This window comes from Streptomyces sp. CAU 1734 (genome assembly GCF_039888735.1).
Taxonomy (GTDB): domain Bacteria; phylum Actinomycetota; class Actinomycetes; order Streptomycetales; family Streptomycetaceae; genus Streptomyces.
In genome coordinates, this window is record NZ_JBDQQP010000026.1 from 36,772 (window position 1) to 47,795 (window position 11,024).

The 11,024-nt window shown below is 70.6% G+C and carries 22 protein-coding genes and 1 tRNA gene; 2 read left to right on the forward strand and 21 right to left on the reverse strand.

The window, feature by feature from the left end; translation table 11 throughout:
* Positions 1-41: 41 nt before the first annotated feature.
* The 6 genes from AAFN69_RS33665 to AAFN69_RS33690 all read right to left on the reverse strand — a co-directional run bounded on the left by AAFN69_RS33665 (position 42) and on the right by AAFN69_RS33690 (position 3,081).
* Positions 42-455: a hypothetical protein gene (locus tag AAFN69_RS33665; protein WP_347732730.1), complete on the reverse strand. Its 414-nt coding sequence runs from the start codon at positions 453-455 to the stop codon at positions 42-44.
* Between the two features lie 29 nt (positions 456-484).
* A complete protein-coding gene (locus AAFN69_RS33670; protein ID WP_347732731.1) occupies positions 485-1,087 on the reverse strand; it encodes a hypothetical protein in 603 nt (200 codons plus the stop codon).
* Between the two features lie 40 nt (positions 1,088-1,127).
* The gene (locus AAFN69_RS33675; RefSeq protein WP_347732732.1) at positions 1,128-1,463 is read right to left on the reverse strand and encodes a hypothetical protein; all 336 of its coding nucleotides are present in this window, start codon (positions 1,461-1,463) and stop codon (positions 1,128-1,130) included.
* Between the two features lie 37 nt (positions 1,464-1,500).
* Positions 1,501-1,572 (reverse strand) — tRNA-Ile (locus tag AAFN69_RS33680).
* A 92-nt stretch (positions 1,573-1,664) separates the two neighbouring features.
* Positions 1,665-2,780 carry a DUF932 domain-containing protein gene (locus AAFN69_RS33685; protein WP_347732733.1) on the reverse strand — a complete coding sequence of 372 codons (1,116 nt, stop codon included), beginning with the start codon at positions 2,778-2,780 and terminating at the stop codon, positions 1,665-1,667.
* 37 nt (positions 2,781-2,817) lie between these two features.
* Positions 2,818-3,081: a hypothetical protein gene (locus tag AAFN69_RS33690; protein ID WP_347732734.1), complete on the reverse strand. Its 264-nt coding sequence runs from the start codon at positions 3,079-3,081 to the stop codon at positions 2,818-2,820.
* 139 nt (positions 3,082-3,220) lie between these two features.
* On the opposite strand from AAFN69_RS33690, the gene AAFN69_RS33695 reads away from it, so the two are divergent.
* Together AAFN69_RS33695 and AAFN69_RS33700 are read left to right on the forward strand one after the other, a co-directional pair.
* Positions 3,221-3,469, forward strand: a complete 249-nt coding sequence (locus AAFN69_RS33695) for a hypothetical protein (protein WP_347732735.1) — start codon at positions 3,221-3,223, stop codon at positions 3,467-3,469.
* Positions 3,470-3,886: 417 nt separating this feature from the next.
* Positions 3,887-4,021 (forward strand): hypothetical protein, encoded by a 135-nt coding sequence (locus AAFN69_RS33700; protein WP_347732736.1) that lies wholly within the window; start codon positions 3,887-3,889, stop codon positions 4,019-4,021.
* Positions 4,022-4,055: 34 nt separating this feature from the next.
* Here the strand turns inward: AAFN69_RS33700 and AAFN69_RS33705 are convergent, their stop codons facing one another.
* The 15 genes from AAFN69_RS33705 to AAFN69_RS33775 form a co-directional block, all read right to left on the reverse strand.
* On the reverse strand, positions 4,056-4,622 hold the full coding sequence (locus tag AAFN69_RS33705; RefSeq protein WP_347732737.1) for a hypothetical protein: 567 nt from the start codon (positions 4,620-4,622) through the stop codon (positions 4,056-4,058).
* Positions 4,619-4,822: a hypothetical protein gene (locus tag AAFN69_RS33710; protein ID WP_347732738.1), complete on the reverse strand. Its 204-nt coding sequence runs from the start codon at positions 4,820-4,822 to the stop codon at positions 4,619-4,621. The genes AAFN69_RS33705 and AAFN69_RS33710 overlap by 4 nt, the downstream gene beginning before the upstream one ends.
* 175 nt (positions 4,823-4,997) lie before the next feature.
* Complete coding sequence (locus AAFN69_RS33715; RefSeq protein WP_347732739.1) at positions 4,998-5,474, reverse strand: hypothetical protein; 477 nt, start codon at positions 5,472-5,474, stop codon at positions 4,998-5,000.
* 38 nt (positions 5,475-5,512) lie between these two features.
* The gene (locus AAFN69_RS33720; RefSeq protein ID WP_347732740.1) at positions 5,513-6,136 is read right to left on the reverse strand and encodes a hypothetical protein; all 624 of its coding nucleotides are present in this window, start codon (positions 6,134-6,136) and stop codon (positions 5,513-5,515) included.
* Positions 6,133-6,489: a hypothetical protein gene (locus tag AAFN69_RS33725; RefSeq protein WP_347732741.1), complete on the reverse strand. Its 357-nt coding sequence runs from the start codon at positions 6,487-6,489 to the stop codon at positions 6,133-6,135. Before AAFN69_RS33725 ends, AAFN69_RS33720 begins: the two co-directional genes overlap by 4 nt.
* Positions 6,489-6,743: a hypothetical protein gene (locus AAFN69_RS33730; protein WP_347732742.1), complete on the reverse strand. Its 255-nt coding sequence runs from the start codon at positions 6,741-6,743 to the stop codon at positions 6,489-6,491. Before AAFN69_RS33730 ends, AAFN69_RS33725 begins: the two co-directional genes overlap by 1 nt.
* Positions 6,740-7,072, reverse strand: coding sequence for a hypothetical protein (locus AAFN69_RS33735; RefSeq protein WP_347732743.1), 333 nt, complete (start codon positions 7,070-7,072; stop codon positions 6,740-6,742). The genes AAFN69_RS33730 and AAFN69_RS33735 overlap by 4 nt, the downstream gene beginning before the upstream one ends.
* Positions 7,069-7,620, reverse strand: coding sequence for a hypothetical protein (locus tag AAFN69_RS33740; RefSeq protein ID WP_347732744.1), 552 nt, complete (start codon positions 7,618-7,620; stop codon positions 7,069-7,071). Before AAFN69_RS33740 ends, AAFN69_RS33735 begins: the two co-directional genes overlap by 4 nt.
* Positions 7,617-7,910 (reverse strand): hypothetical protein, encoded by a 294-nt coding sequence (locus AAFN69_RS33745; protein WP_347732745.1) that lies wholly within the window; start codon positions 7,908-7,910, stop codon positions 7,617-7,619. Before AAFN69_RS33745 ends, AAFN69_RS33740 begins: the two co-directional genes overlap by 4 nt.
* Before the next feature lie 25 nt (positions 7,911-7,935).
* A complete protein-coding gene (locus tag AAFN69_RS33750) occupies positions 7,936-8,121 on the reverse strand; it encodes a hypothetical protein (RefSeq protein ID WP_347732746.1) in 186 nt (61 codons plus the stop codon).
* Positions 8,118-8,531: a hypothetical protein gene (locus tag AAFN69_RS33755; RefSeq protein ID WP_347732748.1), complete on the reverse strand. Its 414-nt coding sequence runs from the start codon at positions 8,529-8,531 to the stop codon at positions 8,118-8,120. Before AAFN69_RS33755 ends, AAFN69_RS33750 begins: the two co-directional genes overlap by 4 nt.
* A gap of 243 nt (positions 8,532-8,774) precedes the next feature.
* On the reverse strand, positions 8,775-9,065 hold the full coding sequence (locus tag AAFN69_RS33760) for a hypothetical protein (RefSeq protein WP_347732750.1): 291 nt from the start codon (positions 9,063-9,065) through the stop codon (positions 8,775-8,777).
* A gap of 1 nt (position 9,066) precedes the next feature.
* Positions 9,067-9,603 carry a hypothetical protein gene (locus AAFN69_RS33765; RefSeq protein WP_347732751.1) on the reverse strand — a complete coding sequence of 179 codons (537 nt, stop codon included), beginning with the start codon at positions 9,601-9,603 and terminating at the stop codon, positions 9,067-9,069.
* An 8-nt stretch (positions 9,604-9,611) separates the two neighbouring features.
* Positions 9,612-10,382: a hypothetical protein gene (locus AAFN69_RS33770; RefSeq protein WP_347732752.1), complete on the reverse strand. Its 771-nt coding sequence runs from the start codon at positions 10,380-10,382 to the stop codon at positions 9,612-9,614.
* The gene (locus AAFN69_RS33775) at positions 10,379-10,870 is read right to left on the reverse strand and encodes a hypothetical protein (RefSeq protein ID WP_347732753.1); all 492 of its coding nucleotides are present in this window, start codon (positions 10,868-10,870) and stop codon (positions 10,379-10,381) included. Before AAFN69_RS33775 ends, AAFN69_RS33770 begins: the two co-directional genes overlap by 4 nt.
* Between the last annotated feature and the right edge of the window lie 154 nt (positions 10,871-11,024).

The following is an 11,024-nucleotide window of genomic DNA, read 5'->3' on the forward strand; positions in this document are numbered from 1 at the left end:
CGCAGGGATCCGGTGTCCGGCCGGAGTGCCGTGCGCCGGGGTCACTCCCCGGCGATGAGGCGCAGTCTGTTGAGCGCCACGTCGGCGGTGCTGTGGAAGAAGGTTTCCTCGGGGTCGAGTCCGAGTGCGTGGGCGCCGACGATGCCTACGTACTCGCGTATCCCGTCCTTCTCCGCCCAGCTGGTGGTGAAGCATCCGTCAGGCATCTCGACGCCGGGTCCGCCGTCGTCGCGTTCGTGGATGGTCCAGCCGGTGAGGCGGGCGGCCCATCCTGCGGCGCACAGGGTCGTCCCGCAGCTGGGCGTTTCCTCCGGGAGCAGGTAGCCGTACTCCGGGAGGTTGACCCAGTAGTTCATGTTGAACATGTCGGGACGGTCTTCGATGGCGCCGAGGACGGCGGCGGCGACTGCGGCGGGTGTGGTGGGGATGGGTGTGGTGGGCGTCGTTCGAGACATGGTGGTGTCCTTCCTGATGGGCGGGGTGGTCAGCCGACGCGCAGGCCCCCGTGCTGCTGACCGGCTTTGAGATGGCGGATCCAGCGGGGCCACCAGGGGAGGTGCGCGGTGGCGGTGCGCTGTATGTCGCGGGGTGTCACGGCGAACCAGCCGAGCGCGGCAGCGATCTCCGCAGGAGTGATCAGCCATCCGTCAGGGCTCGCGAGCTTGTAACAGGGGATGCCCAGTGGCCGGGAGGCGGACGTTTCGAGGACCCTGTCGCAGGCGTCGAGATAGTCGAGCACTCCCTCAGGGAGGTCATGATCGATGTCGTAGCGGTAGCTGATGGCCGCGCCCGTGATGCCGAAGTCGGCGGGGTCCGGCCAGGGTGGCGGGTCACCGTGCGCCAGCATTCCGACGGCGGCCATCGCCAGGGCGGTGACGGCCAGGGCCCGGGTGTCGGTGAGGAAGACGCTGCGGTCCGTGCCGTCGGTCTCTTCCCATGTCCGGGCGGCCTTGTCGACGGCGGCCTGCGCGATGTCGTATCCCGCTGTCCCCGGTGTGGCGCGCAGGGCGTCCCGGGCGGCGATGGCGGAGTGGTAGTCGGCGAGTGCGAGCTCGGTCGGCGGGTAGGCGAGGGTGATCATCACCATGAGATCTCCAGCGAAATGTTCGGAAGCTGCTGTGCCGAGGTCAGCCGACGCGGAAGACGGCGAATGCCGCCGCGCGGCCCGACTCGTCAGTGACCCTGATGTCCCAGGCATTGCCCCCGGCGGCCAGGCGCATGACCGCCGTGCCCACGCTGCGGATCCTGGAGGACGACAGTCGTTTGTCGACGGTCCCGCGCGGAGTGGAGTAGGTGAGGACGTAGAGCGGTTCAGGGCCGAGGTCGATGCCGGTCATGAAGCCGGGGATGGAGTCGAAGCAATCCTGTGCCGTGAGCCTGTCCGTGATGCGGACGCGGGCAACACCCTGCTCCTCGCCGTCTGTGTCCAGGCGGGCGCTGTACAGCACCAGATGAACGGGCATGGCTGAGCTCCTCATGATCGGTCCGGGGTGGTGTCGGTGCCTGTGGCGGGATTCGAACCCGCGCGCGGCCCCTTATAAGAGGGCTGCTCTCCCGCTGAGCTACACAGGCTGTGGGGTGGGCCGCACCCCGGGGAGACGGGCGGGGTGCGGCCCGGGGCGCGGCCGGGACAGGGGGGAGGTTCCCGGCCGCTGGCTGCGGGCTCAGCGGCGAAGGAGCATCAGCCGCTGGTGCGCCTTGGACTTCAGGTCGTCGTCCGTACCTTCGAGAGCGGCGGTGGCACGGGCGATCTCTTCCGTCATCGTCCGCCCGGGCCGACGGGGGGCGACGTGATCGAGGTAGTCGGTGATCGTCCGTTCGGCGGCGTACGCGGTGCGCCCGGCCCTTCCCGTCTCCGTGCGGAACATTGCGTCGAGCCGGTCGGTGCGCCGTGCCGCGCCCGCCCTGGTGCGGTCGGTGGCGTCGTCATCGACGGGCCACAGATCGGAGATCAGACGGTGGAACGCGTCGATCTCCATGTCTGTGCGGGCGAGAGCGGTCTCCTCTGCCTCAAAGGTCGCGGCGTAGTTCAGGGTCAGACCGAGGGTGCGGCGGGCTTCGGCCAGCTGGTCCAGGCCACCGACCGTGTGCCGGATTCCCCACCGGTGAGCCGCGTCCCGGATCGAGAACCGCTCCGTGTTGCCGCACACCACGCGCCAGGGGGTGACGACTACCTGAGCCTGAGACGTGCCGTCGTGGGAGTTGATCGCGACGATGAACAGAACGATCTGGTCATCCAGGCCGCCCCGGTCGATGGTCACGGCTTCAGGGATCTGCATGGTGACGAACACCCGGCGGCCGCCGCGCAGCGCGCCCGCGCTCTCGAAGATCACCTCGCGGGTGCCGACGAGTTCGGTGAGGAAGGCGAAGACTTGATGCTGCTGAAAGGGCTGGTAGCGGCGGCCGACGATGCCGAGAGCGTCGCCGCTGTCCTCCCGGATGGTGACGAACTGGTCCCGCGCGGTGCGGTATTCGCCATGAGGGAGGCGGTACTGCGCCGGGCGTTTGGTGACGGTGTAGTCGATCTGCGCGAGCCGCAGGACGGTGTCGATGTCCGAGACTCCGCCGGGTATGACGGTGCCCAGTCCGTGCCACGCGGGGGTGGAGGTGTACAGGGCCGCCTCACCTCGCGTGGTGTCGAGCCCGTCTCGGCCGATCACCTCGCCCTGGTCGTAGCCGACGGTGGCCACGTACGTGCCGGTGGAAGTGCGGCGGGCACCTGCACCGGCCATCAGAGCGGTGCGCTGGTTGTGGAAGTCGGTGTTCACGTCGATGGACATTCGCTCTCCTCGGGTGTGTACCGGTGGAGGAAGTGGCTCATTCATCGGCCAGATCAGCGGTGCGGGGGTAGGTCTGCCACGCCTCGACCAGGACCGAGATTTCCGAGACCCGGTAAGCCATCACCGGCCGGAAGCGGCCGTTGATCAGCCGCCACGCCCGGCCCGGTTCGCACTGGAAGGCGTGCCGGTAGATAGCGGCAGCGGTGCGGCCGTACGGCGAAGCGAAGCGCCAGTCGGCGGGCAGGCCGCGCATCACCAGGTACTCGGCGACCGTGATCTTCCGGCTGAACAGACCCTTCATGACTACCCCCTCGCCGTTCCTTGTAGCTACAAGTCTACCTGAGTTTGTAGCTACAAGATAGAGGGGTTTCATGATTCTTGTAGCTACGGGCGTGCGCATGTCATTGCCCCCTGTAGCTACAGCCGGGTACCGTGGCACCATGACCGACGAGCCGGAGACCACCTACGACAAACCGCGGCAGTTCCGCGCGCCCGACGCTGAGTGGATTCCCTTCGACGCCGCCGTCAGGGCCGCCCACCCGGACGGACCCCGCTCGCGCGCGCGCATCCTGCGCGAGTTCATGCGCTGGTACCTCCGCCGGCCCGGCTCCCAGCTCCCTCAACGCCCGCCGGCCGGTCCGTGGTCCACGCCGCCGGCCATCGATGCGCAGACCACGAACAGGTCATGACACCCGGCCGCTGGTAAGCAGATACAGACGGGACCCCTCGTACCGCGCGGGCTCACCAGTCTCTGCGTCCTCGCACGCGGCGTTCACGCACCATGCCCGCGGCCGGTCGTCATCGGCACGGCCGTACACAGTCCGCTCCTCGCACACCAGGCACACGGCGTGGCGGAAGTGCACCGACGGACTGCGTTCGCCAAGAACCGTGAGCACCGTGCCGTGCCACCGGCCCACGGTCCGCGTGACCTCAGCCACCCGGCCCGCGGCCTCCGCCCCGGGCGGGATCGCCCGCAGCGCCCGGTCCCATCGCTGAGCATGTGCGGATCCGCGCAGTTCTTGGTCCAGGGCGATTGCATCCCCTTTGATCCGCTCGGACCAGCTGACCGCTTCCAAGGATGTCGGAGGGCGGGACCCAGGCGGGGCATGTCCGGATCCCGCCTGGGCCGGCTGCCTGGTCCGCAGTCCCGGACGGTCGAGCCGGGCGATGAGACCCGGCCCGCCGTCCTCGTACTCGGCAACCAGAGCGCGGACCATGTCATCAAGCGTCAGCATCGGTGAACTTCTTTCAAAGTCGTCGGGGGCGAGGCAGGGATCACGACAGCTCGCCCGTGGTGGCCTCCTGCGCGCGGTCTGCGTCGGCAGCGAGCCACCAGCGTGCGCCGCGGTCGTCGGCGTGGCTGCCAGAGTGGCCGGGGCGGAGGGCGCACTCCGTGTGCCGGTCGGTGATGGGGAGCCGGGTCTGGTTGCCGCAGCGCTCGACAGGCTGCTCGCGGGCGGCGCGCTGTGCCTCGGCGAGCTGCTGGCGGAGCCGGGCCCGGAAGCCGGTCGCTTCAGTCGCTGCCAGCCCGGTGACAGGGGTGCCATGGAGCAGCTCGTCGGCGGCGCAGGTGACGTGCCCGCCGGTGCCGAGGAACAGGCTGGTGCCTCGGCAGGCGGGGCAGCGGCCCTGGACGGTGGGAAAGGGCTCGGTCATCGGCAACTCCTGGCAGGTTCGGGTGGGTCGAATATCGGGTACGGCGTCGGGCGGACAGGCGGGGCCGGAGCACGTGACCGCGGCGAGATCCGTCCGGAGCCGGCGGGCGATCTGCTCGTCGGTGAAGCCGTCGGCGGCGTACTGGAGGATGCGGATCTGGCCGTCGGTGAGGCGGAGCGCGGTCACCGGTCGGTCTTTCGCTTGCAGGCGGGGCAGGTGACGGGCTCGGTGCGCAGCAGCCAGTGGTCTGCGCCGTTCCGCGGCGGGGTCAGGACGTAGTCGCAGGCGGTGAACCAGCGGTCCTGCCCTTCTCCGTCCGGGCGCGCGGCGTGGGTGTTCCGGCCGCCGTACAGGCGGACCCGGTGCGGGAAGGCGGGGCTGGTCATCGGGCTGGCTCCTCGGTCTGGGGCTGCTCTTGGTGCTCGATCTGGGCGGCTCGGGCGCGGAGTTCTGCGGCGAGTTCGAGTGCCTCTCGTTCTGCGGCAGTGCGAGGGCCGGCGGTGATCGGTGGCACGGTGGCGGCAAGGGCATCGGCGCGGGCGCGGAGGTCTGCGGGGCTGTTCATCGGGCCGGCCTCTCGGCAACCCCAGGCAGCCCGGGGCAGGTGACGAGGGCCGGATCGCGGGTGAGGCGTTCGCCGCGGAACTCGAACGGCGGGCGCCCGCAGCACGGGCTGATGCCCTGGTCGTCTGGTCCGGGGCAGGCGTGGACAACGGCCTCGTCCCGGGTGGAGGCTGTCTCGCCGATAGCGCCGGGGTCGGCTCGGCCAGTGGTGGCCGCGTGGTCGAGCCCGATCTCCGTGTGGGGGATGTCCGGGCTGTCCTGCGCGAGCGCGGCCTTGATCCGGCCCAGGAGGGCGCAGCCGGCGCAGCCGAGATCGGCGCCGAGGTTGTCGTGACGGTGGACGGTGCTGTGCAGGGCGGACAGGTAGGACTCGGTGTCTGTCAGCAGTGCCAAGAGCTCGGGGTTGGGGTGGCGGCGGAGCGGTTTACCCTTCCGCATGTTGATCGCGCGGGCGATGCGCTGATTCCGGTCCATGGTGGTCCTTCCGGCTGGTGGGGCGGGAGACAGTGGGGTCAGGGGGTAGACCGGGGCCCCTTGGGGGCGGGTTCGACGTGGTAGGTGGTCGTCACCCGGACAACGCGGTACTCGTGGTTGGTCTGGTGGGACCGCTCGTAGTCCTGGTGGGCCTCGTCGCGGGTGTGACGGACAGGCCAGTAGCTCCGCCACTCCCCGTCGCGCCAGAGGGTTTCGACCGCCCATCCGGTGTCAGCGGGGCGTGCCGAAGGCAGCGCGGCGTGCTGGCGACAGAAGTCGGGGAGCAGCGGTCCCCAGAGCAGGCGCATGTGGGCGGCGCGGTCCGTGAGCCAGGCGCGGACGGCGTCCTCGTCGGCCTCGGTGACGATGCACTCGGTGGAGCGGAGGATCGCCTTGCGCTGGAGGACCCAGAACACCTGGAGGGTGTCCGGCGGCAGCTTCTCGCCGTGCTCCAGCTCGTACGCGTAGTCGGCGGGGTCGGCCCGCTGCCAGTCCCAGCGGAAGACCAAGTTCAGGTCCGGGTCCAGCTCGCCCCACTCGGCCTGGAAGTCGGCCCAGCTGTCGTAGGCGAAGTGGTTGCCGTTTCGGTAGTAGTTGCCCTCGGCGCAGTAGTACGGGTGGTTGGTCTCCCAGAGCGGGACGACGGTGGCGTGCTGGCTCATCGGGTCGGCTCCTCCGGCTCGTCAGGGGTGGCTTCTGTGGTGCCGGGGCAGTGGACTGGGGTCATGCCGGGCTGGGGCTGCCAGTCGTGCGGGGCGTGGGTGCGGCGGAGGGTCGCGGTGGAGCAGGGCACCTGCTGGGCGCTGCTCGTGGCGGGCTGCTGCCCCCCGGCGGCATCGGGGTGGGCGCCGCGGGCCATGAGCCGTCGGGCAATGGCAAGGGCCTCAGCAATGACGGCCTGACGGAGGTCGGGATCGGGGAAGCGGGAGCTGAGATCGGCGTGGTTGAGCGCGGCGTCCAGCTCGCGGCCGGCGACCATGGCGGCGAGGCGGAGTACCTGGATCCGGTCGGGCATCAGGAGGTCTCCTCGGTGGCAAGATCGTCCAGGTGGTCGGCGGCCAGTTCTGCGGTGTAGTCGCCGCCCATCGAGTGGACCTGCGTCGCACACCAGCGGATGACTGCGGATCGGTCCTGGACGGTGGCCTCGTCGGCATCCGCCTCGGTCGCGCGGTCGTCGAGGTAGTCGGCTGCGTCCAGGACGGCTTGGCTGTTGTCGGTGGACCGCACTTGGTCGGCGCACCAGCGGATAAGGGCTGCGCGAGTGGTCACGGAGTCTCCTCGGTGGTGGCGTAGTACGCGTCGAGGGCGGTGTGGCCGTTGACGCGGATCAGGGGCGCGTACTCGCGGGCCAGGTCGAGGGCGGTGTCGAGGTCGTGCCGGTGTCGGTCGAGCCAGTCGTCGGCGCGCTCGGACGGGATGGACTCCCAGGACCAGGTGCCGTCAGCTGCGAGGCAGCGGTGCCCGTCGGTGACGGCCCACCGGCTGTGGCCGCGGTACTCGACTCGGAGGGTGAAGACGTGCCGGTTGATGTCGGTTTCGGGGAGGAGGCTGACCTCGTACCGGGCGACCGTGACAACGGGCTCGGGTGGGGTGGTCACGCGATGGCCTTGCTGTCGTGAGTCTCGGCGGCGCCCCACGCCTCGCAGGCGGCGTTGAGTTCGGTGGCTCCGTCCCACGGGGCTCCGATGATTCCGCCGGCCCATTGCGGCTGCGCTGAGGTGTGGAAGCTACCGGGGCGGATCTCCCGGGAGATGACCTGCCGTGCGGCGTCCACCACAGCGGCCGGACTGGCGTAGCCGGGCACGGGCAACTCGGTCGGGTACTCGTTGCTGCCGTCGCTCCTCAACTCGGCGAAGAGCCACTGCGGGCCTCGTTCCGGCTCGCCCTGATCGGCCTCCGCACCGGTGTGCCACTCCCAGATCAGCAAGAGTCCGTAAGGCCAGTTGGAGCGCTCGGCGTCGTCGCCGGACGTCACGGTGCCGGAGGGATCGAGGGTGAGGACCGCGTTGAGGTAGCAGTATGTCCCGCGGGTGTCACAGTCGTCGGTCCAGGTGTGGTCGGTGGTGTCGAGACCCCCACAGGTGAGAGCGTCGGTGACGGCGCTGATGTAGTCGTCGTGCGGCAGCGCATGGGTGGTGATGCTCATCGCTTCTCCGTGATCTGGTCGAGGGCGCGGATGGTGTCGCAGGGCCAACGGACCGCGTACTCGGAGCTGTGACCGCAGGTTGTGCATGCCTTGTAGACCACGCCATACGTGCCGTCGTCCTCGTCGGAGTCGTAGCCAAGGCCGCGGGTGGGCTGGTGCAGGGCACGGACCCGGGCGACGGCGGCGAGCAGGGCCTCGCGGGCTATGTCTGCGGGTGGGGGCTTGCGGCAGTAGTGCTCTGCGGTGAGTCCGCAGGCGCAGGTAAACGTGACGGGTACGGTGCTGCTCATCAGGTGGCCCTTCTGGTGGTGGGCATCAGGGGGTCTCCCTGGTCGGACGCGATTGGCGGGCGTCGAGGGCTGTGGCCGGGTCGGGTGGGAGTGCAGTGGCGTCGCCTCGCTGGAGGCGGGTGAGGCGGGAGACTGCGATGGTGCGCCAGCCGAGGGCGGCAGCACGGCGGGCGGCCTCGGTGAGCAGGTCGGCGGGCGTGGCGTCGGTCACTGGTCCTCCCCGGTGGGGGTCGTGCCGAGGATCTGGCGGGCGACGGCGAGGGCGGGCTCGGTGTCGGGGACTGCGGCGCCGGTGAGGGCGTCGGCGGCCTGATCCAGCCAGGCCGCGAGGGCGAGCCCGGCGGCAGGCTGCATGAGGACGATGTACTGGGCGTGCTGGGTCTCCATCCGGGCCTCCCGCTCCCGGCTGCCGCCGCGGAACAGGAGCGGCCAGGCGGTCACGCGGCCGTCCTCGCGGGTGAAGAAGTCGCCGAAGAGACGGTTGCCTCCAGCCGGGTAGTCGGAGTAGCGCTCCTCGGTGCTCCAGCTGGCGGTGGGCTCGCCGGCGCGGTTGGTGCTGGCAGCGGTCGCAGCCTCGCGGAGCCGGGTGGCGGCGGCGCGGAGTTCGTCGGCGGGGGTCATGCGGTCCACCTCCGGGTGGGGATGCCTGCGGCCTCGGCAATGCGCGCGGTGTGGGAGGCGGATAGTCCGCTCGCGACCAGGTGCGCGGCCGAGAGTGCGGCCCGCGCGCCGGTGGTGTGAGGGAAGCGCATGTGATCGGTCCGTTCGCCGGAAGAGTCGGATCGGGCGGGGTGTGTGGTGTGGCCGAGGGCCGCCGCGGTGAGGGCGGCGACCCTGGCGACGGTCACGACGGGTCGGGCGCGGTCACGAGGAGTCCCCGGTGGTTGTTTGGCCAGCAGGTTCGTAGGTGGCCGTGAAGATGTCCGGTTTGCAGGGGTAGAACTCGCCAGCGACACCCCGGATGATCCAGTCCCCTTCAAGGGCACGCATAGTGCCCTCAAGGGTCCTGATGTCCACGAAGACACGGCCGTCTCCAGGGATGACTCCACCGCCCGCGAACTGCTCCATCGGTACGAAATCGACGGCCTCTCGCAGGCTGGCACCCGAGAGGTGAAGGGCTTCGATCTCGACCGGCTTCTTCCGGAATCGCGGCATGTCAGGCTCCCATCGGAGTGTCGGGCGCGGGGCGTTCGTTGGCCCAGCGGCGCAAAGCTGCGAGCGCGTCCTCGTCGGCCTCGTTGAACTCGGCCGGCCGAGTGGTGATCTTCTCGGCGGCGAGGTCCAGCGCGAAGGCGAGGAACTGCCGGGTGCCGGTGCCCGGCTCCAGCTCGGCAATCCGGGCGGGTAGCCGCTCCAGCTCGGCGGCGATGTCCTCGGCCGCCACCTCGGACGCGAAGACCAAGGCACCCTGCCGCTGCGCCGGCCCGCACGGCCACTGCGCCACCCAGCCGTCGCCCCAGCACACCCGGCATTGCCAGGCGTTCGGCCTCCCGCAGTCTTCGAAGACGGGCGTGTGGAAGCGGGCGGGGAGGGCCTGCCGCTGCTCGTCGGTCAGGTCGACCAGGTCCTCGTAGGCGGGCTGGTCGGGCGCCAGGAGGAGCACCGCGCGGGCGGCGCACTCCTCGTGCTCGATCGGCTGGCCGCTCAGGGCGAGGGACCGGCACGTGCCGCACGCCGCCGAGTGGGCGCGCACCGGGGCGTTCACTGGGTACCGCCAGTCTGCTCGGTGGCGGTGCGGCGGTCGAGGTCGTACGCCCAGGCGGCCACGACTGCGCCGAGCTTCACCAGCTCGGTCCGCAGCCGGACCGGATCCGTCTCGGCCAGCACCGCCGAGTGCTCCACTTCGAGGATGCGTGCCCAGGTGAGATTGCCGTGTTCCGCCGCCAGGTCGCAGAGAACGCGCGCGGATTCCCGCATTACCCGGGACGTCGGGTCGTTACTGGTGCCGTCAGCATGCCGGTCGAGGTGCTCGTCCCCCCACACTGCGTGATACCGCTGCCGCTCCCGATCGATGTCCTCGGCCAGCGTGGCGAGACCCGGGGTCAGGTACAGCGCGCGCGGGGTCGCGGTGGCCGGCTCGGGGTGGTCGGGGCAGGGCTGCCCGGTGGACAGGGCCCGGCCGCAGCGGCCGGCCGGGGTCGCGGTGCGGACTCCGGCAATGAGGTCGGCCCACCAGTCCGCCCAGGATCCGTGGCCCTGGTGGTCGGTGGCCCGGTCGTCGGGACGGCCGAGGGCCCTATGGAGGTCCAAGGCCATCCAACCCTGGACGCCGCGGATGAGCTTCTGGTCGGCCGCAGTCTTCAGTGTGTCCGCCTTGGCACGGAACAGGGCGAGGATCGCTTGCTCCTGCGCGCTGGGGTCGGCGGGCGGGATGTCGGGGTGGTCGGGGTCGGTGGCGTGGTCGTGCTGGACCATCGATGTCTCCTCGAAGACGAGCTGGTCGGGCGTGAACACCCGGATGATGGGGCTCATTCGCCGGCCTCCTCGTCGTACGCGGCGGCCACGGTGAGAGGGGTAACGACGTAGCCGGTGCACGTCTCGTCGGGCGCCCCGTCGTTGCCCGGGTTGTCGGGCCAGAAGAGCGACAGTTCTTCAGGGGCTTCCGGCGAGCCGTCGTCGGGGACCCAGCCGAGGACTCCGATGTGGCCCTTCGCCCACGCCTGGCGCTCTGCGGCTTCACAGTGGGCGCGGGCGGCCTCGCGGGTCTTGTACAGGCCCATGGAGATGGAGTCGTGGGAGGCGCGGTAAACGGTGGTCGGCGCCGCCGGGACTGTCTCCTCGGTACCGGCCGGCTGGCCGACGAGCTGCGCAACGGCGGCCGTGAGCGCGAGGAGCGCGTAACCCTGCCCCTCGGCAGCGAGCGCCGCGCCAGTAGCAGGGTCGCCGCCGTCGCCGTAGGTGAAGTGGTGGGCGCGGCCGAGGAGGCGTTCTGCCTCGCGGGAGTGGTCGGTGCTGCTCATCGGGGGTGTGCTCCTGCTTCGGTCGAGTCGAGGGAGGATCTGCGTGGTGCGTCCGCAGGGTCGGCGGGCGGGATGTCGGGGCAGTCGGGAGCCCGAGGGTCGTGCTGGTCGATGCGCGTCTCCTCGATGACAGACTGGTCGCCGCTCGCGCGCC

Bases quoted from the DNA above. Each gene is read 5' to 3' on its own strand.
- AAFN69_RS33665 (WP_347732730.1), bottom strand. From the start codon at position 455: ATGTCTCGAACGACGCCCACCACACCCATCCCCACCACACCCGCCGCA.
- AAFN69_RS33670 (WP_347732731.1), bottom strand. From the start codon at position 1,087: ATGGTGATGATCACCCTCGCCTACCCGCCGACCGAGCTCGCACTCGCC.
- AAFN69_RS33675 (WP_347732732.1), bottom strand. From the start codon at position 1,463: ATGCCCGTTCATCTGGTGCTGTACAGCGCCCGCCTGGACACAGACGGC.
- AAFN69_RS33685 (WP_347732733.1), bottom strand. From the start codon at position 2,780: ATGTCCATCGACGTGAACACCGACTTCCACAACCAGCGCACCGCTCTG.
- AAFN69_RS33690 (WP_347732734.1), bottom strand. From the start codon at position 3,081: ATGAAGGGTCTGTTCAGCCGGAAGATCACGGTCGCCGAGTACCTGGTG.
- AAFN69_RS33695 (WP_347732735.1), top strand. From the start codon at position 3,221: ATGACCGACGAGCCGGAGACCACCTACGACAAACCGCGGCAGTTCCGC.
- AAFN69_RS33700 (WP_347732736.1), top strand. From the start codon at position 3,887: ATGTCCGGATCCCGCCTGGGCCGGCTGCCTGGTCCGCAGTCCCGGACG.
- AAFN69_RS33710 (WP_347732738.1), bottom strand. From the start codon at position 4,822: ATGACCAGCCCCGCCTTCCCGCACCGGGTCCGCCTGTACGGCGGCCGG.
- AAFN69_RS33715 (WP_347732739.1), bottom strand. From the start codon at position 5,474: ATGGACCGGAATCAGCGCATCGCCCGCGCGATCAACATGCGGAAGGGT.
- AAFN69_RS33720 (WP_347732740.1), bottom strand. From the start codon at position 6,136: ATGAGCCAGCACGCCACCGTCGTCCCGCTCTGGGAGACCAACCACCCG.
- AAFN69_RS33725 (WP_347732741.1), bottom strand. From the start codon at position 6,489: ATGCCCGACCGGATCCAGGTACTCCGCCTCGCCGCCATGGTCGCCGGC.
- AAFN69_RS33740 (WP_347732744.1), bottom strand. From the start codon at position 7,620: ATGAGCATCACCACCCATGCGCTGCCGCACGACGACTACATCAGCGCC.
- AAFN69_RS33745 (WP_347732745.1), bottom strand. From the start codon at position 7,910: ATGAGCAGCACCGTACCCGTCACGTTTACCTGCGCCTGCGGACTCACC.
- AAFN69_RS33755 (WP_347732748.1), bottom strand. From the start codon at position 8,531: ATGACCCCCGCCGACGAACTCCGCGCCGCCGCCACCCGGCTCCGCGAG.
- AAFN69_RS33760 (WP_347732750.1), bottom strand. From the start codon at position 9,065: ATGCCGCGATTCCGGAAGAAGCCGGTCGAGATCGAAGCCCTTCACCTC.
- AAFN69_RS33770 (WP_347732752.1), bottom strand. From the start codon at position 10,382: ATGAGCCCCATCATCCGGGTGTTCACGCCCGACCAGCTCGTCTTCGAG.
- AAFN69_RS33775 (WP_347732753.1), bottom strand. From the start codon at position 10,870: ATGAGCAGCACCGACCACTCCCGCGAGGCAGAACGCCTCCTCGGCCGC.